The sequence below is a fragment of the Stenotrophomonas sp. SrG genome, from assembly GCF_050031795.1.
Lineage (GTDB): Bacteria > Pseudomonadota > Gammaproteobacteria > Xanthomonadales > Xanthomonadaceae > Stenotrophomonas > Stenotrophomonas rhizophila_A.
On the sequence record NZ_JBNBBE010000004.1, the window covers coordinates 133,729 to 155,422 of the forward strand.

The window sequence follows — 21,694 nt, forward strand, 5'->3', positions numbered from 1 at the left end:
ATGCTGTGGCGAAGAGCAGCCGACTAACAGTCGGCGCTACCAGTAGATGCCACCCAGCAGATGGCACCCAGTAGATGTCACCAGTAGATGTCACCCAGTAGATGTCACCAGTAGATGTCACCCAGTAGATGCCACCCAGTAGATGTCACCCGGTAGATGTCACCAGTAGATGGCACCCAGTAGATGTCACCCAGTAGATGTCACCCAGTAGATGTCACCCAGTAGATGTCACCCATGGTGCGCCATCAGTGGAACAATGCGCACTGGTTTTGGCGTTTATCATCATCGGTGAAAGCAATAAGCTGGGTCGGCATCGTTCTCGGTGCATTCGCCTGCTGGAGCCCCCATGACCCGCCTGCCGTCGCTGTACATCTCCCATGGTTCGCCGATGACCGCCCTGACGCCCGGGCTGGTCGGGGTGCGCCTGGCCGAGCTGGCCGCGCAGCTGCCGCGCCCGCGCGCGATCGTGATGGCCTCGGCGCACTGGCTGACCCGCCAGCCGGTGGTTGGCGCGCACCCGCAGCCACCGACCATCCATGATTTCGGTGGCTTCCCGCAGGCGTTGTTCGACCTGCACTACCCGGCGCCGGGCGACCCGGCCTTGGCCGAGGAGGTCGCGCAGCGGCTGGTGGCCGCCGGGCTGCCCACCGGCGTGGACCCGACCCGTGGCCTCGACCACGGCGCGTGGGTGCCGCTGCGCCTGCTCTACCCGCAGGCTGACATTCCGGTGGTGCCGCTGGCGCTGCAGCCGCTGCAGGGCCCGGCCCACCAGTTCGCGCTGGGCCGCGCGCTGGCGCCACTGCGCGAACAGGGCGTGCTGCTGGTCGGTTCGGGCAGCATCACCCACAACCTGCACGACTTCCGCGACTACCAGCGCGGCGGCGAAGCGCCCTATGTGCGCCCCTTCATCGAATGGGTGGAGCAGCGCCTGCAGGCCAACGACAGCGCCGCGCTGCTCGATTACCGCCGGCAGGCGCCGTATGCCGAACGCGCGCACCCCACCGACGAGCACTTCCAACCGCTGCATTTCGCGCTTGGTGCCGCCGGCAGTGAGGTGCTGGGCGCGCAGCGCATCGATGCCGGCATCGATGCGGGCATGCTGGCGATGGACATCTACCGCTTCGACGGGCAGGCGGCCTGAGTTCGCCGTTGTAGGACGCGGTTCGGGGTGGGTGTGGTAATTTTTTTCCAGGCTCTCTGGAAAATGCATGCATACGATTGAAGTCGTCCTGGCGATGCTGGTGGCGGTGGTCGCCAGCGGCTACCTGGTCCGCGTACTGCCGTTGTCGCTGCCGCTGCCGCTGGTGCAGATCGGCCTGGGTGCGGTGATTGCGGGGGTGTTCAACCGTGGCCACGCGCTGGAACCGGAGATGTTCTTCCTGTTGTTCCTGCCGCCGCTGCTGTTCCTGGACGGCTGGCGCATTCCCAAACAGGGCCTGTTCCGCGACAAGGGCGTGATCCTGGAGCTGGCCTTCGGGCTGGTGGTGTTTACCGTGATCGGCGCGGGCCTGCTGATCCACTGGATGATTCCGGTGATGCCGTTGGCGGTGGCGTTCGCATTGGCGGCGATCATTTCGCCGACCGACCCGGTGGCGGTCAGTTCGATCGCGTCGCGCGCGCCGATTCCCAAGCGGCTGATGCACATCCTGGAGGGCGAATCGCTGTTGAACGATGCCTCCGGCCTGGTCTGCTTCCGCTTCGCGGTGGCCGCGGTGATGACTGGTACCTTCTCGCTGGCAACGGCCTCGGTGACCTTCCTGTGGGTGGCGGTGGCCGGCCTGGCGATCGGCGTGGCGGTGACGCTCGGCGTGTCCACCTTCCAGCGCTGGCTGTGGCGGCGCTTCGGCGAAGAGCCGGGCGCGGCGCTGCTGGTCAACCTGCTGATTCCGTTCGCGGCGTACCTGCTGGCCGAAGAGGCCAACGCCTCGGGCATTCTCTCGGCGGTGGCCGCCGGTATCACCATGAGCTACGTGGAGCTTACCGGCCGCGTGTCGGGCAGCATGCGCGTGCAGCGCATGGCGGTGTGGAACATGCTGCAGTTCTCCTTCAACGGCATCATGTTCGTGCTGCTGGGCGAGCAGCTGCCGGGCATCGTGGACCGCGCCATGACCACGGTGAGCGAAAGCGGGCACCAGAGTGCGTGGTGGCTGCTGGTGTACGTGGTGGTGATCAACCTGGCCCTGGTGCTGCTGCGCCTGGCCTGGGTATGGCTGTCGCTGCGCTGGAGCGTGCTGCGTGCGAAGCATCGCGGTGAGGCGCGGCCAGGCACCTCGTGGCGCATCGTGGTGGCCACCTCGGTGGCCGGCGTACGCGGTGCGATCACGCTGGCCGGTGTGTTGACCCTGCCGCTGTTCCTGCCCGATGGCAGCGCCTTCCCGGCGCGCGACCTGGTGATCTTCCTGGCCGCGGCGGTGATCCTGGTGTCGCTGGTCGGTGCCAGCGTGGCGCTGCCGCGCCTGCTCAAGGGGCTGGAACTGCCGGCGGATTCGGGCGAGCGCAAGGAGGAAGACCTGGCGCGGCGGCTGGCCTCGAAGGCCGCGCTGGCCGGGGTCGAGCGCATGCGCCAGCAACTGGTGCAGAACCAGACCACCGACAACGTGCAGCTGTACAACGATGCGGCCTCACGGGTGAGCCTGCTGTACCAGCGCAACCTGGAAAAAGACCAGGGCCCGGATGCGGACCCGGAAAAGGTGCGGCGCATGGAGCAGGGCTACCGGCAGCTGCGCAGTGCCGGGTTGACCGCCGAACGCGAAGAACTGTTCCGGTTGACCCGGCGCGGGCGGATTTCCGACGAGATTTCGCGCAAGCTGATCCGCAACCTGGACCTGCTGGAAACCCGGCAAAAGGATTGACGGCGCAGCCGTCAATCCCGGGCAGCAACCGACCGTGGGTCGGGCGACCGATTATTCCGGCTTCTGATCCAGGTAATACGCCACCACGGTGCCCTTGACCTTGATGGTCATCGGGTTGCCCCGGCGGTCGCGGGCCTTGCCGGCCTGCACCCGGATCCAGCCTTCGCTGACCGAGTATTCCTCGACGTTGTCGCGCTCGACATCGTTGAAGCGGATGCCCACGCCGCGCTCCAGCGCTGCGGCATCGTGGAAGGGGCTGGTGGGGTTGATCGCCAGGTGATCGGGAGGGGTATCGCTCATGGTCATTGGATGCTGACAGCCACCACGGCCATCTTCAGGCGCACAGGATAACCGTAGGGTGGCCGTGGCAGAATGCCTGCCTGTCTCCAGGAATACCGGCCATGCCCGACAACAGCGAATATTTCGACTTCGAAGAAGACGAACGCGATTTCGACGAAGACGACTTCGAGGCCCGTATCTGGAACCTGTTCGTGCTGATCAACCCGGGCGACGAGGAACTGGGCCTGCAGCAGTTCAACCGCTGGCGCGAGGCGCTGCTGGAGAACGGTGAGGAGATCGACGAGGAGGCCGACTGGCTGCCGCCGCTGATGGCTGCCATTGCCTGGCAGTCCGGCTTCGAGGTGGAGCGTGAAGACACCGATGCGCTGGTGTCGGCGGTGAACGAGCTGTCCGCGCGCTGGAACCTGCAGCTGGACTGGGGTGGCGACCTGGATGACGAGGATTTTGCCGCCCACATCGACGCGCCGCGGCTGATGGGCACCGCCTACGACCGCCTGCGCGAGCACAATTACTCGCTGTGGAGCGTGGATACCGGCAACGGTGGCTTGGCCGGCTGGATGGCGCTGCAGCGTGATGATGACGCCATGCTGGCGCTGTGTTCGCTGCTGGGGGTGGAAGTGCGGCCGGGCTCGGATCCGTTCTGACAGGTCACCCGACCCACGGTCGGGTGCTACCGGCGGATCAGGCCGTGTATTGCGATCTGGCGTTGGCGATGACGGCTTTGACCAGCGCCCGGTCGGTGTGCCTGGAAATGGCGGTCGCACCCAGCGCGATGGCCTGCAGGCGCAGGGGCGCGGGGACGTCGTAATGGGCGCCGCTGCGGCGGTTCTGGAAGGCCCGCCGGGGAATCCCGAGCTGCGCCGCCATGGCGTGCAGCTCGGGCAGGGTGTCGGCCATCAGATGCGCCCAGCGCTCGCCGCGCCAGGGGTGTACCGCATCGTCGATATAGACCGTCACCGGGTGGCCGTGGCTCAGGCCTGCGGCTTGTCGTCGCTGGCGGCCGGGGTGGCTTCGGCGTCCTCGGCAGCCGGTTCGGCGGCCGGGGCGTCTTCGGCAGCGGTGTCAGCGTCGTCGCCTTCTTCGCCTTCCACGCCTTCGAACTCGGAGACCAGCTGGCTCAGGTACTCGTCGGCGGTCTTGCCTTCATCGGCGGCCAGGTCGTCGATCAGCTGCTGCAGCTGGGTCGAGTATTCCAGGGTGACCTTGCGGCCTTCCTTCTCCTGGACATTGGAGAGGTGCTTGAGCATGGCCAGCATCGGCACCGGGTTGTCGGCGTTGCCCATGGTCTGGCCGCCGATGGCCAGCAGCCATTCGGTGCCCTGCAGGCCGATCGCAGCGACCACCTGGCCTTCTTCGTTGGTCAGCACGGCATGGTTCTGGACCGGCTGCTGGGCGTTGAGGCGGTTGATCGGGCGCTTGGGCTGGAGCTTCTTGCGCTTGTCGCGCTTGGCCTTGGACTGCTTGGACATGGAATCGGTCTATCGGTACGGGAAAGACCGCCATTGTAGTGGGGGTTGCGCGGGGATGCTGGGACGAGCGGCTCATGGCCATGCACAACCCCCGGTAGGTAACGACCGTTGGTCGTTACGCCCGAAGGGCTCAGGGCGAAGCGGAGACGGGGGCAGCGGCCGGGGCCGGTGTCGGCGCGCCCTGGGCCGCCTGGATGTCGGCGTCCTGGACGGTCGGCGACAGCGCCACTTCCTGGCCCGAACCGGCCAGCGCGGCGGCTTCGGCGGCCTTGGTCATCACCACGATGCTGATGCGGCGGTTGATCGGGTTGTCCGGCTGGGTCTTGTCGAACAGCACCGAGGAGGACAGGCCGACCACGCGGGTCACCTTGTCGTCGGCCATGCCGCCATCCAGCAGCGCACGCCGGGCGGCATTGGCGCGGTCGGCGCTGAGCTCCCAGTTGCTGTAGCCGTGGGCGGCGTTGTACGCGGTGATGTCGGTATGGCCGGTGATGCTGATCCGGTTCGGCACGTGGTTGATGAACTGCGAGAGCTCGCGAAGGATGTCGCGCGTGTAGGTCTTCAGCGCGGCACTGCCCATGTCGAACATCGGCCGGTTCTGCTTGTCCACGATCTGGATGCGCAGGCCTTCCGGGGTCAGGTCCAGCAGCAGCTGGTCCTTGAACGGCTCCAGCGCCTGGCTCTTGCTGATCGCTTCTTCCAGTTCCTGCTTGAGCACTTCCAGCTGCTTCTTCTCACGCTCGCGCTCGTCTTCCTGCGGCACCGGGCGCTCGGCCTGGTGGTTCTGGAAGGGGTCGTTGCTGTTGCCGCGCGACACATCGGTGGCGCCGCCCAGCTTGATCATCGACGTGCTGGCGCCGCCCGGGCCCGCCATGCCCGGGGCGGGCGTGGGGCTCTGCCCGGTGAGCGGGCTGGGGTTGCGGAAGTATTCGGAAATGGACGCGCGTTCGGGCTTGGTGGTGGCCGCCATCAGCCACAGCACCAGGAAGAACGCCATCATGGCCGTGACGAAGTCGGCGTAAGCCACCTTCCAGGCGCCGCCATGGTGCGCGGCGTGGCCGCCTTTCTTGACCCGGCGGACGATGACGGTGGGTTTGTTCTCGGCCATGGCGGTGCCTTACTTGACCGTCTTGAGGTGCTGTTCGAATTCGCTGAAGCCCGGACGCACGTTGGACGGCAGGGTCTTGCGCGCGAATTCCAGCGCGATCTTCGGGTTGTAGCCGCGCAGGCAGGCCAGCAGGGCGGTCTTGACCGACTCATAGATGCGGCTGTCCTGCTCGGCGCGCGCTTCCACGGCCGCCGCCAGCGGGCTGACGAAGCCGTAGGCCAGCAGGATGCCCAGGAAGGTACCCACCAGAGCGCCGGCCACGTGCGCGCCCACTTCGGTGATTTCGCCACCGATCGAGCCCATGGTGATCACGATGCCCAGCACCGCCGCCACGATGCCGAAGCCGGGCAGGCCGTCGGAGACCTTGTTGAGCACGGCCGAGGGCTGCATGGCTTCGGCGTGGTGCTTTTCCAGCTCCATTTCCAGCAGCGGTTCCAGCTCGTGCGGTTCGATGTTGCTGCCGATCATCAGGCGCAGGCAGTCGGTCATGAAGTCGACCAGGTGGTGGTCGGCCTGCACCTTCGGATAGTTGGCGAAGATAGCGCTGTCGGCCGGGCGCTCGACATGGTCTTCCAGCGCCATGAAACCTTCGCGGCGGGCCTTGTTGAGCAGTTCGTAGAGCAGGCTCAGGACATCGATGTAGTCCTGCTGCTTGTAGCGCGGGCCCTTGAACACGCCCACCGTGGCCTGCAGGGTCTGCTTGACGGTCTTGAGCGGGGTGCCGACCAGGAACGCGCCCAGCGCCGCGCCACCGATGATGACCAGCTCATAGGGCTGCCACAGCGCGCCGAGCTTGCCGTGCGCGCCGACATAGCCGCCGAGCACGCTGAGGATGACGATGAGGAAGCCAACAATGATGAGCATGGGGCGGGCGCGGCGGTGGGGATATCACCATGTCGGCCTGGCGCGCGCATTCTGAAGGGGGGGCTTGGTCGGACGTCACAGTTTTGGCCGGCACGTCGTACCCACCAACGGTGGGTACCTACCGGGTACGTCGCCCGGAGGATGCCGACCCGCCTCGTCCGGAGGGTGCCGCCCCCGTGGTAGGTGCCCACCGTTGGTGGGCACGCATTGCCGGGGCGCTCAACCGGCTGGCTGGGCCTCGGCTCCCCCGCGTTGCAGCGGATCCGGGTAGGGCTGACCGTTGGCGGTGAACTGCAGCGAAACCGAATTCAGGCAATGCCGCTCGAACGTCGGCGCCGGGCCATCCGGGAACACGTGACCGAGATGGCTGTCACAGCGGGCGCAAACGATTTCAGTTCGCACCATGCCATGACTGACATCACGGATTTCGCGCACATGGTCCGGGTCGAACGGGGCGAAGAAGCTCGGCCAGCCGGTGCCGGAGTCGAACTTGGTGCTGGAACGGAACAGCGGCAGGCCGCACAGGCGGCAGCCGTAGACGCCGTCCTGCTTGTTGTCCAGGAACACCCCACAGAACGGGGCTTCGGTGCCGTGCTGGAGCAGGACGCGGCGCTCGTCGGCGCTGAGCCCGGCCACCAGCGTGTCGCGCTGGGCGTCGCTGGGTGGGGAGAGATCGAATGCGGTCATGGGTGGTCCTCGTGGGGATGGCAGGAAAATGGGGGCGGCGGCGCCCGGGGGCAAGCGCCGATGGCATTCATGGTGCTGACACGCGCGCTGGCGCAGGGTGAATGCATGTCCCGTCGTGAGTCCGCCGCCATGAAACGCTTCTTCCGGGGTGTCGTGTCGCTGGTCGTGCTGCTGCCGCTGGTCGCGGCGGCGCAGATGGCCGCGCCACGCAAACCCACCGATACCCGCCCGCCCACCCCCGTGTTGCCCGCGCAGGCGCCGTTGCCCGCGCCGGTGAACACCCCGGCGCAGACGACCCAGCAGCTGCGCACCCACCCGATCCAGAGCCAGGGGCCGGCCCGGGTGGTGCCGCCTGCGCCGCCGGCCACCACCGCGCCACCCAAGGTGTATGACCGACACGGCCGCATCGTGCCGGGCATGAAACAGGCTGGCCCCAACCGCGTGATGGATACGCGCACCGGCCGCTATTACGACGCGGTGCCCACCGGTGATGGCCAACGCATCAAGCCCTGATGCATGAACGTTTCACAACCAATGCCCGCAGTCATCGGTGTCAACGCCGCAGCTCACTGCAATTTCGCCTGCGATTAACCGCCTTTCGCCGAGTCTGTACGTGCGCCGCAACAACGCGCATCCCCAAGCTCAGAAGGTGCAGTTATGGCTAATCAGCAGAAGGGCAATCCCGGCAAGATGCCGCAGGAACAGCAGGGCCAGCAGAACCAGAAATCCGGCCAGCAGAACCAGCAGCAATGGGATCAGCAGAACCAGAAGGGTGGCAAACAGCAGGACCAGCGCCACCAGGACCAGAAACAGCAGCGTTGATGCCTCTGGTCGGCAGCTACACAGGCGGTGCGCGCAAGCGCGCCGCCTTTTGCGTTTGCGAGGGGCGGTCCTGGGCGGCTCAGTCCGGAATCGGGAGGGTCAGCGTTTCCTTGACCTCTTCCATCACGATGTAGCTCTTGGATTCGCGCACGTGCGGCAGGGTCAACAGGGTGCTGCCCAGCAGCTTGCGGTAGGAGGCCATTTCGCTGATGCGCGCCTTGAGCAGGTAATCGAAATCGCCCGAGACCAGGTGGCATTCCAGTACGTTGGGCAGCTTCAGCGCTGCGCGGCGGAACTCCTCGAAGATGTCGCCGGATTTGTAGGCCAAGCTGATCTCCACGAACACCAGCAGGCTGGCCTTGAGGTACTGCGGGTCCAGCCGTGCGTAATAGCCGGTGATGGCGCCATCGCGCTCCAGCCGGCGCACCCGCTCGGTGCAGGGGGTGGTGGACAGCCCGACGCGCTCGCCCAGTTCGGTGAAGGAAATGCGCCCCTCCTCCTGCAGGATGCGCAGGATCTTGCGGTCGATCTTGTCCAGCTCGCGGGCACGGGCGGCCATGGCGTCAGCCTCTCAGTGGTGTTGGCGGGACAATATCCTGCCTGAGACGCCAAAAACAGCAAAATTGCTTGGTTTGGCCGGAATATACTTCCTCAATTATGGTCCCGGCACGCTCCAGTGCAGGGAATGATCGGGTTGGAGAGGTCTCATGCGCGTTCTAGTCCTAGGCAGTGGGGTAATCGGCACGACCAGTGCCTGGTACCTGCGGCAGGCCGGGTTTGAAGTCACGGTGGTGGACCGCCAGCCCGGCCCGGCGCTGGAAACCAGCTTCGCCAACGCCGGCCAGCTGTCGTTCGGCTATACCTCGCCGTGGGCCGCCCCGGGCGTGCCGCTGAAGGCGGTGAAGTGGCTGTTCTCCGAACATGCGCCGCTGGCGATCCGCCCCGGTCTGGACCTGAACCAGTACCGCTGGCTGGCGCAGATGCTGCGTAACTGCACGCACGAGCGCTACGCCATCAACAAGGCGCGCATGGTGCGCATGTCCGAATACAGCCGCGACTGCCTCAACGAGCTGCGTGCGCAGACCGGCATTGCGTTTGAAGGCCGCGACCTGGGCACCACCCAGCTGTTCCGCACCCAGCAGCAGCTGGATGCCTCGGCGCAGGACATCGAAGTGCTGGCCCAGTACGGCGTGCCGTATGAAGTGCTGGACCGCGCCGGCATCATCGCCCACGAACCGGCGCTGGCCAGCGTGGCCGACAAGCTGGTGGGCGCGCTGTGGCTTCCGCGCGACCAGACCGGCGACTGCCAGCTGTTCACCCGCCGCCTGGCGCAGATGGCGATGGATGCCGGGGTGGAATTCCGCTTCGACCAGGACATCGCCGGGCTGGAAACCGACGGCGACCGCATCACCGGCGTGCGCATCGACGGCAAGGTCGAAACCGCCGACCGCTACGTGGTGGCGCTGGGCAGCTATTCGCCGTCGCTGGTGGCCCCGCTGGGCATGCACCTGCCGGTGTACCCGCTGAAGGGCTACTCGCTGACCCTGCCGATCACCAATGCGGCGATGGCGCCGACCTCGACCATCCTGGACGAGAGCTACAAGGTGGCGGTGACCCGTTTCGACGACCGCATCCGCGTGGGCGGCATGGCCGAAGTGGGCGGGTTCGACCTGTCGCTGTCGCCGCGCCGCCGCGCCACCCTGGAAAAGGTGGTGGGCGACCTGTACCCGGAGGGCGGCGACCTGTCGCGCGCCGAATTCTGGACCGGGCTGCGCCCGGCCACCCCGGATGGCACGCCGGTGATCGGCGCCACCCCGTACCGCAACCTGTTCCTCAACACCGGCCACGGCACGCTGGGCTGGACCATGGCCTGCGGCTCGGGCCGCTACCTGGCCGACCTGATGAGCGCGCGCCAGCCGCAGATCAGCACCGAAGGCCTGGATATCTTCCGTTATGGCGGCCACCACGCCGCGTCCGTCCAACACAGTGAACCGAATGCATGCGCCCAGCCCGCGCGTTGATTGACCTGGAGGCGTTGCGCTCCAACTTCCGCCTGGCCCGTGAACTGGGCGGCGGCCGCAAGACCCTGGCCGCGGTAAAAGCCGATGCCTACGGCCACGGCGCGGTGGCCTGCGCGCGCGCGCTGGACGGCGAAGCCGATGCGTTCGGCGTTGCCTGCATTGAAGAGGCGCTGGAACTGCGCGCGGCCGGCATCACCTCGCCGATCCTGCTGCTGGAAGGGTTCTTCGATGCCGACGAGCTGCCGCTGATCGTGCAGCACAGCCTGTGGTTCGCGGTGGCCGCGCCGTGGCAGGTGGACGCGGTGGAAGCGTTCCAGACCGACGCAACGCTGCAGATCTGGTTGAAGCTGGACAGCGGCATGCACCGCCTGGGCCTGTCGCCCGAAGATTTCCGCGCCGCGCACGCGCGGCTGTCGGCGCTGCCGCAGGTGGCACCGATGGTGCTGATGAGCCACATGGCCCGGGCCGACGAACTGGACAGCCCGCGCACGCGCGAACAGGCCGACCTGTTCGCCGCCACCATCGACGGCCTGGCCGGCGAAACCAGCCTGTGCAATTCACCGGCGCTGCTGGGCTGGCCGGACGTGCGCAGCGATTGGGTGCGCCCGGGCCTGATGCTGTACGGGGCCAATCCGTTGCAGAAGCACAATGCCTTCACCGAGCGCCTGCGCCCGGTGATGACCATGCAGTCGAAGATCTTCGCGGTCCGTGAGATCGCTTCGGGCGAACCGGTCGGCTACGGCGCCCGCTTCGTGGCCGAACGCCCCACCCGCGTGGGCGTGGTGGCGCTGGGGTATGCCGATGGCTACCCGCAGTTCGCGCCGAACGGCACCCCGGTCCAGATCGATGGCCAGCCCGGCCACCTGATCGGCCGGGTCTCGATGGACATGCTCACCGTGGACCTGACCGACCTGCCGCAGGCCGGGGTGGGCAGCACCGTGACGCTGTGGGGCGATGCCCCGCGCCTGGACGTGCTGGCCCCGCTGTGCAAGGTCAGCGCCTACCAGCTGCCGTGTGCGGTCAAACGCGTGGCGCGGGTGCTCAGCGGCGCGTAGGCGGCAGCAGGCGCCGCAGCCAGTCGTCGATCATCCGCTTCTCATAGCGCAGCGGGTCGTTGTTGCTGAGCAGGCCGGTGTTGCCCAGGTAGTTCATGTCGATCAGCTTCTCCTCGCCTTGGCGGACCACCCCACCGGTGGCGTCGCGCAGGGTGAAGGTCAGGGTCATCCGCGGCGGATAGATGTTGCGCATGATCCGCACGTCATTGCCGCGCGGGCCGTTCTGCGGCTCGAACTCGCCGGCCCGCTTGATGTCGGTGATCTCCACGTCCAGGGTCTGGCCCGGGGGCAGGCGCTTGCTGGCGCTGCTGCGCAGGTAATCGGCAAGCTGCTGCACCCAGTTGCCGCTTTGGGCCTCGAACCGGTTGGTGCTGCTGCGGATTTCAGTGAACTGGGCCGGGTCCGTCCACTTCACCTGGACCGGGCTTTCGCCAGTGAGCGCGCGGGGCGCCTTGGGGTCGGTGACGGTGCGCGGGGCGGCCGACGCGCTGCCGACAAGCAGCAGCAGACAGCCCAGAGCACCAGCCAGCAAGGGTTTGCGGTTCATGGCGTTGCCTCGGTAGGAGCGGCGGAAGAAGGTCGGTACTGAGTGTGATCCTGATCCGCCAGCGGGACAATTGCCGGAAACGGCAGGCAGGATCCCTGGTAGCCGGCAATTCACTTACGTCAAACCGGCAGGGGGCGCTTGACGCTACGAATACGCGCTCTGGAAGATGCTGTCTCCCTCCGTTCCACCAGTTGCCCCTCTTGACGCCCTTGCCCAGCCTGCCCGCCTCAACCCTGGAACGCGCCCCGTACGTGCCTTCGGCGTCCGATCCTTCCTTGCACCGCAGCGTGCTGGAAGGCCTCAGCGCTGGCTTCTGCATCATCGAGGTGATGATCGAAGACGGCGTGGGGGTCGACTACCGGTTCCTGGAAGTCAACGATGCCTTCGAGCGCAACACCGGCTTGAACCAGGCCTCGGGCCGGCTGATGAGCGAACTGCAGCCGACCCACGAGCCGGAGTGGTACCGGGTGTACGGCCAGATCGCCCTGACCGGGCGTTCCCAGCAGTTCGAGCTGGAAGCACGCGCGCTGGGCCGCTGGTATGCGGTCGAGGCGATGCGGGTAGGCGAGCCGCACGAACATCGCGTCGCTGTGCTCTTCTTCGACATCACCAACCGCAAGCAGATCGAAGTGGAGCTGGCCGAAAGCGAGGCGCGTTTCAGCGCGCTGGCCGATGGGCTGCCCATGCCCGTGTGGGTGCTGGACGAACGCGCGCACGCGCGCTTCGTCAACAGCGCCTTCAGCGAATTCTTCGGCGGTGACGAACAGCGCGTGCCGGAAGATGTCTGGCGCGGCCTGGTCCACCCCGACGATGTGTCCGTGTTCGATTACGAGCTGCAGGCCGCGATCAAGGCGCAGCGCTCCATGCAGGTGCTGGTGCGCGGGCTGCGCGCCGATGGCCAGTGGCGCTGGCTGGAAATGAGCGCCCAGCCACGCTTCTCGCGCATGGGCCGGTTCATCGGCCTGGCTGGCAGCAGCACCGACGTTACCGACCGCCGCGAAATAGAAATGGCGCGCGAAGAGCTGCTGCAGTCCGAGCGTGCCGCGCGCAATGCCGCTGAAAGCATGGCGCGGCTGAAGGACGAATTCCTGGCCACGCTCTCGCACGAGCTGCGCACGCCGCTGACCACCATCCTGGGCTGGAGCGAGCTGCTGCTGCAGCGCGTGGACAGCACCAGCCCGCTGTTCAAGGGGCTGGGCGTGATCGCCAACAGCGCCATGGCGCAGAAGCGGCTGATCTCGGACATGCTGGACCTGAGCAGCATGCTGCTGGGCAAGGTGCAGCTGGAAGTGGAAGTGCTGGATCTGCGCGCCCAGCTCACCGAGGCCATGCGCGCCCAGGAACTGGTAGCCGAAGGCAAGGCGCTGGAAACCCGGCTGGTCATGCCTGACGAACCGGCGCTGGTGCTGGGCGATGCCACGCGCCTGCAGCAGGTGCTGTGGAACCTGCTCAGCAACGCCATCAAGTTCACCCCCGCCGCCGGCTCGGTCACGGTCACCCTGGCCACCGACGGTGATCACTGGACAGTGACCGTGGCCGATTCGGGCGACGGCATTGCGCCGGAGTTCCTGCGCCATCTGTTCAGCCGCTTCCGCCAAGCCGATGGCACCACCACCCGCCGCCATGGCGGGCTGGGCCTGGGCCTGGCGATCGTGCAGCAGCTGGTGGAACTGCATGGCGGCACGGTCACGGCCAACAGCGAAGGCCAAGGCCAGGGTGCGGAATTCACCGTGCAGCTGCCGCGCTACCAGCCCCAGGCCGATGGCCGGCCGCTGCGCGAAGTGTTCAGTGGCCCGATCCGCGAACAGCTGATCGAGCCGTACCCGCTCAAGGGCCTGCGCCTGCTGGCGGTGGAAGACCAACCCGAAGTGCTGGAATACCTGCGCCGGCTGCTGGAAGAGCAGGGCGCACAGGTCACCGCGGCGGCTTCGGCCGGCGAAGCATTGGCACTGCTGGATGCCGGCGGCCATGAGGCGGTGGATGTGCTGCTGACCGACATCGGCATGCCGGGCATGGACGGGTATGGGCTGGTGAGTGCGCTGCGCCAGGACTTCGGCCTCGATGCCAACGCATTGCCGATCGTGGCGGTGACCGCGTTGGCCCGTGCCGACGACCGCAAGCGCGCGCTGGCCTCGGGCTTCCAGGAACACGTGGCCAAACCCTATTCGGTCGCCCAGCTGGTCACCGCAGTACGCAGCGTCCTGGCCGGACGGAATTGAATCAAAGGAACCGCATGTCCCGCATCGCCCCCCGCATTCACACGAACCCGGCCGACATCGCCCAGCTCGAGGCCCTGCTGCCCCAGCTCAAAGGCCAGACCCAGGTCGAAGTCACCATGAAAGATGGCCGCCGCCTGCTCGGCACCGTGGCGGTACAGCCCACCGTGCAGCAGTACCGCGATGCGGAAGAGAACGAAGGCAGCAACGGCCAGCTGCGTCTGGATGACCTGGATGCCCCGGTGCAGCAGCATGTGCTGTGGCTGGATGAGATCAGCGCGATCCGCCAGCTGCCCCCGGTGGAATGACGCTCCGGGCCGTGCCGGGCCTTGCCCGGCACGCGCCTTTCCTCAATGCGTGAAGACTTCCGGCTCAGCTTCGAAGCGGCGCGCGTAGGCGCGCTCATCCGCAATCCGGGCGACTTCGTCATCGGCCATGTCGGGCGCGCCGTACACCGCATAGGCCACGGCGCCATCGGCCTGCTTGCCCACCTGGTGCAACCGGTACCTCGAATGCCCACCACCGGTGTCCTCGGGGTAGTGCACCGGCGGCTGTGCGCCCTCCAGATCCATTTCGCTGTTGTCGACCACGCCACCGACGAACAATGCGCGCATGAGCTACCTCCGTTGCGAATGAGCCTTCACCCTGACCGACAGCCTGTTGCGATGGCATCAAGGCAGCGTTGAATAAACGCAAATCGGCCGCCGAACGGGGCCGATCGGCCGAAACGGTAGAATGGCGGTCTCTTTTCAAGATGTGCCCCCATGGCTGCCCAGCACGACGCCCCCCTGGAAACCCTGTTCCTGCCGTTCGGCGGCGCGCTGACCTGGCCGTCCGGGCCGGTGCTGTTCCTGCGTGCCCGCGATGGCTGGCCGCTGCGCGAGCACGCCCAGCCGGGCCAGCTGGTCTGCGAGCAGAGCTTCCGCCCGTTCGCCGATGCGCTGGAAGCCAGTGGCTGGACCGTGCGCGACGAGCAGCAGCTGGCCGACGACAGCACCCGCTACGCGCTGGTGCTGGTGCTGCCGCCGCGCCAGCGTGAAGAAGCCCGCGCGCTGTTTGCCCGCGCGCTGGCACTGGCCGCCCCGGGCGGCATCGTGGTGGCCTGCCAGCACAACAACGAAGGCGCCCGCTCCGGCGAAGGCGACCTGCAGCAGCTGGCCGGGCTGGGCGGCAAGATGACCAAGAACCACTGCCGGGTGTACTGGACCGCGCCGTTGGACGGCCAGCATGACGCGGCCCTGGCCCAGCGCTGGGCCGCGCTGGACGCGCCGCGCGCGATCCTGGGCGGGCGCTTCCAGAGCCGCCCGGGCATCTTCGCCTGGGACCGCATCGACCCGGCCTCGGCGCTGCTGGTGGAACAGCTGCCGGCCGACCTGGCCGGCCGCGGCGCGGACCTGGGCGCCGGCTTCGGCTACCTGTCCAGCGAAGTGCTGCAGCGCTGCCCGCAGGTGAGCGCGCTGGACCTGTTCGAGGCCGAAGGCCGCGCGCTGGCGCTGGCCAGGGTCAATCTGGAGGCACTGGGCAAGCCGGCCAAGCTGGGCTTCCACTGGCAGGACGTGACCGCCGGCATCGAGGCGCAGTACGACTTCATCGTCACCAACCCGCCGTTCCACACTCCCTCGCGTGCCGACCGCCCGGACATCGGCCAGCGCTTCATCGCCGTGGCCGCGCAGGCGCTGCGCCCGGGCGGGCGGATGTGGCTGGTGGCCAACCGCCACCTGCCGTACGAGCAGATCCTCAACGAAAGCTTCGGCCAGGTGCGCGTGGCTGCAGAACGCGACGGCTTCAAGCTGATCGAGGCGACCAAGGCCAGCAAGAGCCCCACCCCCGCCAGGGCCCCGCGCAGCGACGAGCCGAAGTGGGGCCGCGGGGGCCGCGCATGAAGCTGGTGAAACTGCTGGCCAACCTGGGTTATGGCAGCCGCAAGCAGGTGCAGGGCATGTTCCGCGAGGGGCTCATCACCGATGCGGACGGCGAGGTGCTGTACGCCGATGACCAGGTCGCCCACGATGCGATCCGGGTCGAGGGGGAGCCGCTGGATCCGCCGCAGGGGCTGACCCTGATGCTGCACAAGCCGCGTGACTACACCTGTTCGACCAAGGACAAAGGCCGGCTGATCTACGACCTGTTGCCGCCGCGCTTCCGCGAGCGTTCGCCGGTGCTGTCGTCGGTGGGCCGGCTGGACCGCGACACCAGTGGCCTGCTGCTGATGACCGACGACGGCGCCCTGCTGCACCGGATCGTGTCGCCCAAGTCGCGGCTGGACAAGGCCTACCAGGTCACCGTGGCCGAAGACCTGCGCGGTGACGAGGTGGCACGTTTCGCCAGTGGCGCGCTGATGCTGGAAGCGGACGACAAGCCGCTGCTGCCGGCCGAACTGCACGTGCGCTCGGCGCGCGAGGCCGAACTGGTGCTGCACGAGGGCCGCTACCACCAGGCCCGCCGCATGTTCGCGGCGGTGGGCAACCACGTGCAGGCACTGCACCGCAGCCGCATCGGCGGGCTGTCGCTGGGCGACCTGCCCGAGGGCGAGTGGCGCATGCTCGATGCGGCGGATCTGGAAATGCTGTTCACCGGGCACCTCACCGACGCGTCATGACCGCCATCGCCGCCCTGCCGTTCCTGCCTGAAGCGGTCATCTTCGACATGGATGGCCTGATGATCGACAGCGAGCGGGTGTCCATTGCGTGCTGGTCGCAGGCTGCACGGGAACTGCAGCTGCCGTTCGCCGATGACTTCTGGCTGGGAATGGTCGGGTTGGGCGACCGCGACTGCGAACAGCGGCTGCTGCGCCACATCGATGCCGGGCAGGTAGCCGCGCTGTATGCGCGCTGCCACGACCTGTATGAAGCGCGCACCCAGCAGGGGCTGCCGCTGCGTCCCGGCATACTGGCGCTGCTGCAGCTGCTGCAGGCACACGCCCTGCCGCGAGCGGTGGCGACGTCCACGCGCGAGCCGCGCGCGTCGCGCAAACTGGCGGCGGCGGGGTTGCTGGGTTACTTCGACCACGTGGTCACCAGCAGCGACGTGGCCCACCCGAAGCCCGCGCCGGACATCTACCTGCTGGCGGCGCGGAAACTGGGCAAGGATCCCGCGCGCTGCCTGGCGCTGGAAGACTCGCCGGCCGGCATCCGCGCGGCGGTAAGCGCCGGCATGACCGCGATCCAGGTGCCGGACCTGGTGCATCCGGATGCCGACCTGCGCGCGCTCGGCCATCGCATCGTGGAATCGCTCACCGACGCCCACGCACTGCTGCTGCCGCTGCTGCAAAGCGGACGGTAGAGCCGAAGGGTAGAGCCGAAGGGTAGAGCCGAAGGGTAGAGCCGACTGTTAGTCGGCTAAGCGCGAAGCGCGATCATTGCCCCGCCAAAGGCAGCCGACTAACAGTCGGCTCTACCGGGAATTCCACCCGTCATCCCATCCGTCATCCCATCCGGCATTCCACCCGTCATCCCATCCGGCATTCCACGCGGAATTCCATCCGGCATTCCATGCGGATTCCCGCATTATTCCGCTCGTAAACCAACAAAAAACCCGGCACGTGGCCGGGTTTTTCATGTCGGTGCCGCGCGGAATCACACCCGCCCGAACACCAGCGCTGCGTTGGTGCCGCCGAAGCCGAAGCTGTTGGACATCACCGTGTTCAACTGCTTGTCCTGGCTCTCGCGCACGATCGGGAAACCTTCCACGGCCGGGTCCAGTTCGCCGATGTTGGCCGAACCGGCGATGAAGCCATCGCGCATCATCAGCAGGCAGTAGATCGCTTCGTGCACGCTGGCCGCACCCAGCGAATGGCCCGACAGCGCCTTGGTCGACGACAGCGGCGGAATCGATTCGCCGAACACTTCGCGCACCGCCTTCAGCTCGGTCACGTCACCCAGCGGGGTCGAGGTGCCGTGCGTGTTGAGGTAGTCGATCGGGCCGCTGAGGTTCTGCATGGCCATGTTCATGCAACGCACCGCGCCTTCACCGGACGGGGCGACCATGTCGGCACCATCGGAGGTGACGCCGTAGCCCACCAGTTCGGCATAGATGCGTGCACCGCGTGCCACGGCGTGGTCGTAATCTTCCAGCACCAGCATGCCGCCGCCACCGGCGATGACGAAGCCGTCGCGGTCCTTGTCGTACGGGCGCGATGCGGTGGCCGGGGTGTCGTTGAAGCGGGTGGACAGCGCGCCCATCGCATCGAACATGACGCTCATCGACCAGTGCAGGTCTTCACCGCCACCGGCGAACATCACGTCCTGCGCGCCATGCCGGATCAGGTCGGCGGCGGCGCCGATGCAGTGCGCGGAGGTGGCGCAGGCAGCGGACAGCGAGTAGCTCAGGCCCTTGATCTGGAAGGCGGTGGCCAGGCAGGCCGACACGGTGGAGCACATCGTGCGCGGCACCATGTACGGGCCGACCTTGCGCACGCCACGCGCGCGCAGGATGTCGGCCGATTCGACCTGCCACTGGCTGGAGCCGCCGCCGGAGCCTGCAATCAGGCCGGTGCGCGGGTTGACCACCTGCGCTTCGTCGAGGCCGGCATCGGCGATGGCGTCGCGCATGGCGATGTAGGCGTAGGCCGAGGCATCGCTCATGAAGCGCTTGAGCTTGCGGTCGATCTGCGCGTCCAGGTCCAGTTCGATGTTGCCGCCCACGTGGCTGCGCAGGCCGGCGTCGGCGTGGTCGGGAAGGTTGCGGATGCCGGCGCGGCCTTCACGCAGTGCGGTGGACACGGTGTCCAGATCGTTGCCCAGGCACGAGGTGATGCCCATTCCGGTAATGACGACGCGACGCATCAGAAGTTCTCGGTGGAAGTGAACAGACCTACGCGGAGGTCTTTGGCGGTATAGATTTCGCGGCCGTCGACCAGCATGCGGGCATCGGACTGCGCCATGACCAGCTTGCGGTTGATGACGCGGGTGATGTCGATTTCGTAGGTGACAAGCTTTGCGTCGGGCAGCACCTGGCCGGTGAACTTCACTTCACCGCAGCCGAGTGCGCGGCCACGGCCGGGCGCGCCCAGCCAGGTGAGGTAGAAGCCGGTGAGCTGCCACATTGCGTCCAGGCCGAGGCAACCGGGCATCACCGGGTCGCCGATGAAATGGCAGCCGAAGAACCACAGGTCGGGGCGGATATCCAGTTCCGCGCGCACGTAGCCTTTGCCGTGTGGACCGCCGTCATCGCGGATGTCGGTGATGCGATCGAACATCAGCATCGGGTCATTGGGCAGGCGACCGCTGCCCGGCCCGAACAGTTCGCCACGGGCACTGGCCAGCAGCTGTTCGCGCGAGAACGCGTTGAGACGAGTCATGGAAAACGCAATCCTGAAGATGGAGGGCGGCGGTTTGTTGCCGTTGAAAGCACCCAAGAGTGCAGAGTAATTTCCATTCAATCAAACGTTTTAACCGTACGCCGGCGTAGTGTTTTCAGCTTGAAAAACGCATGTTGTTGTTATGAAAAGACCATACTCAGGCGTGTGGCTGTAATCTTGTTCATCTATTCCCGCCACTTGGGCCCTTGAGCTTCCGCCGTGTCCGCACAACGCAAGATCATCCACGTCGACATGGACGCGTTTTACGCGTCGGTGGAGCAGCGCGACAATCCGTCGCTGCGGGGGCTGCCGGTGGTGGTGGCGTGGAAGGGGGCGCGTTCGGTGGTGTGCGCGGCGTCGTACGAGGCGCGGGTGTTCGGGATCCGTTCGGCGATGCCGGCGATGCGGGCGGAGCGGTTGTGCCCGGATGCGGTGTTCGTGCCGCCGGATTTCGTGCGCTACAAGGCGGTGTCGCGGCAGGTGCGGGAGATTTTCCTGCGGCATACGGATCTGGTGGAGCCGTTGTCGCTGGATGAGGCGTACCTGGATGTGACGGTGCACAAGGGCGGGATGACGGTGGCGACGGAGATCGCGGCGCTGATCCGCACGCAGATCCGGGAGGAGACGCAGTTGACGGCGTCGGCGGGAATCGCGCCGAACAAGTTCCTGGCGAAAATCGCGTCGGATTGGCGCAAGCCGGACGGGCAGTTCGTGGTGCCGCCGCACCGGATCGATCAGTTCCTGATGCCGCTGCCGGTGAAGCGGGTGCCGGGGGTGGGCAAGGTGATGGAGGGCAAGCTGTCGGAGCTCGGGATCGTGACGGTGGGCGATCTGCGTGGGTTGCGGCTGGAGGAGCTGGAAGGGCGCTTCGGCAGTTTCGGCGCGAGTCTGTACCGGCGTGCGCGTGGTATCGATGAGCGTCCGGTGGAACCGGACCAGCCGGTGCAGTCAATTTCGTCGGAGGACACGTTCGCGGAGGATCTGCCGCTGGAGGCGCTGGAACCGGCTATCGTGGAGCTGGCGGGCAAGACGTGGAACGCAACGCGGAAGACGGACCGGGTGGGGCACACGGTGGTGTTGAAGTTGAAGACGTCGCAGTTCCGGATCATTACGCGCAGTTTCACGCCGGAATCGCCGCCGGAAACACTGGAGGAGCTGCGCGATATCGCGCTTGCGTTGCGCGCGCGCGTGGATCTGCCGGCCGAGACGCGTTATCGGTTGGTGGGCGTTGGGTTGGGCGGGTTCCGCGAACGCGAACCAGTGAGCCAGATGGGGTTGTTTGACTGAAGCAACGGCAACAGCAACAGCAACAGCAACAGCAACAGCAACTGCGACGCTTCACTGCTCCGGGTAGCGGGCCGGCGGGTGCGGGTTGGCGGGACACGCCGTGAACCGCCCTCCGGGCCCCGGCCCAACCGCCAGCGGTTGTGCGTTCAGTCGCACGCGAGGCAGTGCCTCGCAAGCAGTGCGCCTTCACCCATGGGGGCTTGTAGAAAACCTCCATGTTTTCTACAGTCCCGCCAACCCGCCCCCGCCGGCCCGCCCAAGCTGGGCTGGCACTCAACGAAACAGCGGATGGCAACTGCGAAAAAGCGGATGGCAACTGCGAAAAAGCGGATGGCAACTGCGCATCGCGATTGATTGCGGGCGGCACTTGAATGCCGGCATGGGATCGCGGCTTGTGCGATCACGGTAGGGTCGCATCCCAATCGACCACCGATGGCAATGCAACGCGCGGTGGGGCATGAAAATCACCACACGCCGCGCATCACCACTCTCGATCAATACGCCACGGTCGCAATCGTCCGCACGTACTGCGGCTTCTCGATTTCACTCACGAACGCATCGGCATAATCGGCGTAGCTGATCCTGCTGTGCCCATCGGCGCCGACGAGGAACTGCTTGGCTTGGGTGCGGATACCACCCTTCTGCGGTCCCGGGCCGATTTCAGCCGCCGGCGAATAGAACGTCCAGTCGAGGTCATCCACGTTCTGCAGCAGGTTGAACGCTTGGCGGGCGGCGAGGGCGACCGGCTTGTAGGCATCGGGGAAGCCTTCGGTATCGACCAGCTGTACGCCGGGGGCGACTTCGAGGGTGCCGGCGCCGCCGACCATCAGGAAGCGCGGGACGCCGGCCTGGCGGGCGGCCTTGACCAGTTCTGCGGTGACGGTGGTGACGGTGGACGGGTCATCGCCGGGGCGCGGGCCGAAGGCGCTGGCGAGGACGTCGTGGCCGGCGATGACGGCGGCCAGGGCGTCGGTGTCGTCGAGGGCGGCGACGGCGAGCTGGGCGCCGTCGAGTTCGGCGGGCAGACCGCTGTCGCGGCGGACGATGGCGGTGACCTGGTGGCCACGGGCCAGGGCCTGGCGGGTGATTTCACGGCCGATGTTGCCGGTGGCACCGACGAGGGCGATCTTCATGGGGGCGGGTCCGTTGTGGGAGGAAGGCCAGCAT

25 protein-coding genes are annotated in these 21,694 nt (G+C 67.0%); 13 read left to right on the forward strand and 12 right to left on the reverse strand.

Annotation, left to right across the window (positions count from 1 at the left end; genetic code table 11):
- Positions 1-346: 346 nt before the first annotated feature.
- Both ACQG3P_RS05445 and ACQG3P_RS05450 read left to right on the forward strand, forming a co-directional pair.
- Positions 347-1,141 (forward strand): dioxygenase, encoded by a 795-nt coding sequence (locus tag ACQG3P_RS05445; protein ID WP_426804431.1) that lies wholly within the window; start codon positions 347-349, stop codon positions 1,139-1,141.
- Between the two features lie 67 nt (positions 1,142-1,208).
- A complete protein-coding gene (locus ACQG3P_RS05450) occupies positions 1,209-2,852 on the forward strand; it encodes a Na+/H+ antiporter (protein WP_068848952.1) in 1,644 nt (547 codons plus the stop codon).
- Between the two features lie 51 nt (positions 2,853-2,903).
- Here the strand turns inward: ACQG3P_RS05450 and ACQG3P_RS05455 are convergent, their stop codons facing one another.
- Positions 2,904-3,152: a DUF3297 family protein gene (locus ACQG3P_RS05455; protein WP_068854531.1), complete on the reverse strand. Its 249-nt coding sequence runs from the start codon at positions 3,150-3,152 to the stop codon at positions 2,904-2,906.
- Positions 3,153-3,253: 101 nt separating this feature from the next.
- On the opposite strand from ACQG3P_RS05455, the gene ACQG3P_RS05460 reads away from it, so the two are divergent.
- Positions 3,254-3,796 (forward strand): DUF6630 family protein, encoded by a 543-nt coding sequence (locus tag ACQG3P_RS05460; protein ID WP_426804432.1) that lies wholly within the window; start codon positions 3,254-3,256, stop codon positions 3,794-3,796.
- Positions 3,797-3,833: 37 nt separating this feature from the next.
- Here the strand turns inward: ACQG3P_RS05460 and ACQG3P_RS05465 are convergent, their stop codons facing one another.
- The 5 genes from ACQG3P_RS05465 to msrB all read right to left on the reverse strand — a co-directional run bounded on the left by ACQG3P_RS05465 (position 3,834) and on the right by msrB (position 7,280).
- A complete protein-coding gene (locus ACQG3P_RS05465; RefSeq protein WP_068848955.1) occupies positions 3,834-4,109 on the reverse strand; it encodes a DUF4031 domain-containing protein in 276 nt (91 codons plus the stop codon).
- 14 nt (positions 4,110-4,123) lie between these two features.
- A complete protein-coding gene (locus ACQG3P_RS05470; RefSeq protein WP_217537929.1) occupies positions 4,124-4,621 on the reverse strand; it encodes a hypothetical protein in 498 nt (165 codons plus the stop codon).
- 130 nt (positions 4,622-4,751) lie between these two features.
- A complete protein-coding gene (gene motB / locus ACQG3P_RS05475; RefSeq protein WP_426804433.1) occupies positions 4,752-5,729 on the reverse strand; it encodes a flagellar motor protein MotB in 978 nt (325 codons plus the stop codon).
- 9 nt (positions 5,730-5,738) lie between these two features.
- A complete protein-coding gene (gene motA, locus ACQG3P_RS05480; RefSeq protein ID WP_068848960.1) occupies positions 5,739-6,593 on the reverse strand; it encodes a flagellar motor stator protein MotA in 855 nt (284 codons plus the stop codon).
- Positions 6,594-6,812: 219 nt separating this feature from the next.
- Positions 6,813-7,280 (reverse strand): peptide-methionine (R)-S-oxide reductase MsrB, encoded by a 468-nt coding sequence (gene msrB, locus ACQG3P_RS05485; protein WP_320458158.1) that lies wholly within the window; start codon positions 7,278-7,280, stop codon positions 6,813-6,815.
- Between the two features lie 129 nt (positions 7,281-7,409).
- On the opposite strand from msrB, the gene ACQG3P_RS05490 reads away from it, so the two are divergent.
- Positions 7,410-7,793, forward strand: a complete 384-nt coding sequence (locus ACQG3P_RS05490; protein WP_426804434.1) for a classical arabinogalactan protein 4 — start codon at positions 7,410-7,412, stop codon at positions 7,791-7,793.
- Positions 7,794-7,937: 144 nt separating this feature from the next.
- Positions 7,938-8,102 carry a lana protein gene (locus tag ACQG3P_RS05495; RefSeq protein WP_068848964.1) on the forward strand — a complete coding sequence of 55 codons (165 nt, stop codon included), beginning with the start codon at positions 7,938-7,940 and terminating at the stop codon, positions 8,100-8,102.
- A 79-nt stretch (positions 8,103-8,181) separates the two neighbouring features.
- Here the strand turns inward: ACQG3P_RS05495 and ACQG3P_RS05500 are convergent, their stop codons facing one another.
- A complete protein-coding gene (locus ACQG3P_RS05500) occupies positions 8,182-8,661 on the reverse strand; it encodes an Lrp/AsnC ligand binding domain-containing protein (protein WP_068848966.1) in 480 nt (159 codons plus the stop codon).
- A 148-nt stretch (positions 8,662-8,809) separates the two neighbouring features.
- Between ACQG3P_RS05500 and ACQG3P_RS05505 the strand changes: the two genes are divergently transcribed.
- Both ACQG3P_RS05505 and alr read left to right on the forward strand, forming a co-directional pair.
- Entirely contained in the window at positions 8,810-10,123 is a 1,314-nt protein-coding gene (locus ACQG3P_RS05505) for a D-amino acid dehydrogenase (RefSeq protein ID WP_210132093.1), read from the forward strand.
- Positions 10,102-11,178, forward strand: a complete 1,077-nt coding sequence (gene alr / locus ACQG3P_RS05510; RefSeq protein ID WP_095364548.1) for an alanine racemase — start codon at positions 10,102-10,104, stop codon at positions 11,176-11,178. Before ACQG3P_RS05505 ends, alr begins: the two co-directional genes overlap by 22 nt.
- On the opposite strand, the gene ACQG3P_RS05515 is transcribed toward alr, so the two are convergent.
- Positions 11,165-11,725, reverse strand: a complete 561-nt coding sequence (locus ACQG3P_RS05515; RefSeq protein WP_217537925.1) for a DUF3016 domain-containing protein — start codon at positions 11,723-11,725, stop codon at positions 11,165-11,167. The two genes, alr and ACQG3P_RS05515, sit on opposite strands and share 14 nt — an antisense overlap.
- Before the next feature lie 209 nt (positions 11,726-11,934).
- On the opposite strand from ACQG3P_RS05515, the gene ACQG3P_RS05520 reads away from it, so the two are divergent.
- A complete protein-coding gene (locus ACQG3P_RS05520) occupies positions 11,935-13,944 on the forward strand; it encodes a hybrid sensor histidine kinase/response regulator (RefSeq protein ID WP_426804502.1) in 2,010 nt (669 codons plus the stop codon).
- Positions 13,945-13,958: 14 nt separating this feature from the next.
- Positions 13,959-14,249 (forward strand): DUF3247 family protein, encoded by a 291-nt coding sequence (locus tag ACQG3P_RS05525; RefSeq protein WP_426804435.1) that lies wholly within the window; start codon positions 13,959-13,961, stop codon positions 14,247-14,249.
- A gap of 42 nt (positions 14,250-14,291) precedes the next feature.
- Here ACQG3P_RS05525 and ACQG3P_RS05530 read toward each other — a convergent pair whose 3' ends face one another.
- Positions 14,292-14,555, reverse strand: a complete 264-nt coding sequence (locus ACQG3P_RS05530) for a hypothetical protein (protein ID WP_068848976.1) — start codon at positions 14,553-14,555, stop codon at positions 14,292-14,294.
- 150 nt (positions 14,556-14,705) lie between these two features.
- On the opposite strand from ACQG3P_RS05530, the gene ACQG3P_RS05535 reads away from it, so the two are divergent.
- Genes ACQG3P_RS05535 through ACQG3P_RS05545 form a run of 3 tightly spaced genes read left to right on the forward strand, consistent with a single transcriptional unit; the run spans position 14,706 to position 17,223 of the window.
- Complete coding sequence (locus ACQG3P_RS05535) at positions 14,706-15,824, forward strand: class I SAM-dependent methyltransferase (protein WP_217537923.1); 1,119 nt, start codon at positions 14,706-14,708, stop codon at positions 15,822-15,824.
- Complete coding sequence (locus tag ACQG3P_RS05540) at positions 15,821-16,540, forward strand: pseudouridine synthase (protein ID WP_217537922.1); 720 nt, start codon at positions 15,821-15,823, stop codon at positions 16,538-16,540. Before ACQG3P_RS05535 ends, ACQG3P_RS05540 begins: the two co-directional genes overlap by 4 nt.
- Positions 16,537-17,223 carry an HAD family hydrolase gene (locus ACQG3P_RS05545; RefSeq protein ID WP_426804436.1) on the forward strand — a complete coding sequence of 229 codons (687 nt, stop codon included), beginning with the start codon at positions 16,537-16,539 and terminating at the stop codon, positions 17,221-17,223. The genes ACQG3P_RS05540 and ACQG3P_RS05545 overlap by 4 nt, the downstream gene beginning before the upstream one ends.
- A gap of 293 nt (positions 17,224-17,516) precedes the next feature.
- Here the strand turns inward: ACQG3P_RS05545 and fabB are convergent, their stop codons facing one another.
- Positions 17,517-18,725, reverse strand: coding sequence for a beta-ketoacyl-ACP synthase I (fabB, locus tag ACQG3P_RS05550; RefSeq protein WP_068848982.1), 1,209 nt, complete (start codon positions 18,723-18,725; stop codon positions 17,517-17,519).
- Positions 18,725-19,240, reverse strand: coding sequence for a 3-hydroxyacyl-[acyl-carrier-protein] dehydratase FabA (gene fabA / locus ACQG3P_RS05555; protein ID WP_093535600.1), 516 nt, complete (start codon positions 19,238-19,240; stop codon positions 18,725-18,727). Before fabA ends, fabB begins: the two co-directional genes overlap by 1 nt.
- A 219-nt stretch (positions 19,241-19,459) precedes the next feature.
- On the opposite strand from fabA, the gene dinB reads away from it, so the two are divergent.
- Entirely contained in the window at positions 19,460-20,527 is a 1,068-nt protein-coding gene (dinB, locus tag ACQG3P_RS05560; protein WP_093535584.1) for a DNA polymerase IV, read from the forward strand.
- Between the two features lie 494 nt (positions 20,528-21,021).
- Here dinB and ACQG3P_RS05565 read toward each other — a convergent pair whose 3' ends face one another.
- On the reverse strand, positions 21,022-21,660 hold the full coding sequence (locus ACQG3P_RS05565; RefSeq protein ID WP_426804437.1) for an NAD(P)-dependent oxidoreductase: 639 nt from the start codon (positions 21,658-21,660) through the stop codon (positions 21,022-21,024).
- Positions 21,661-21,694 lie beyond the last annotated feature (34 nt).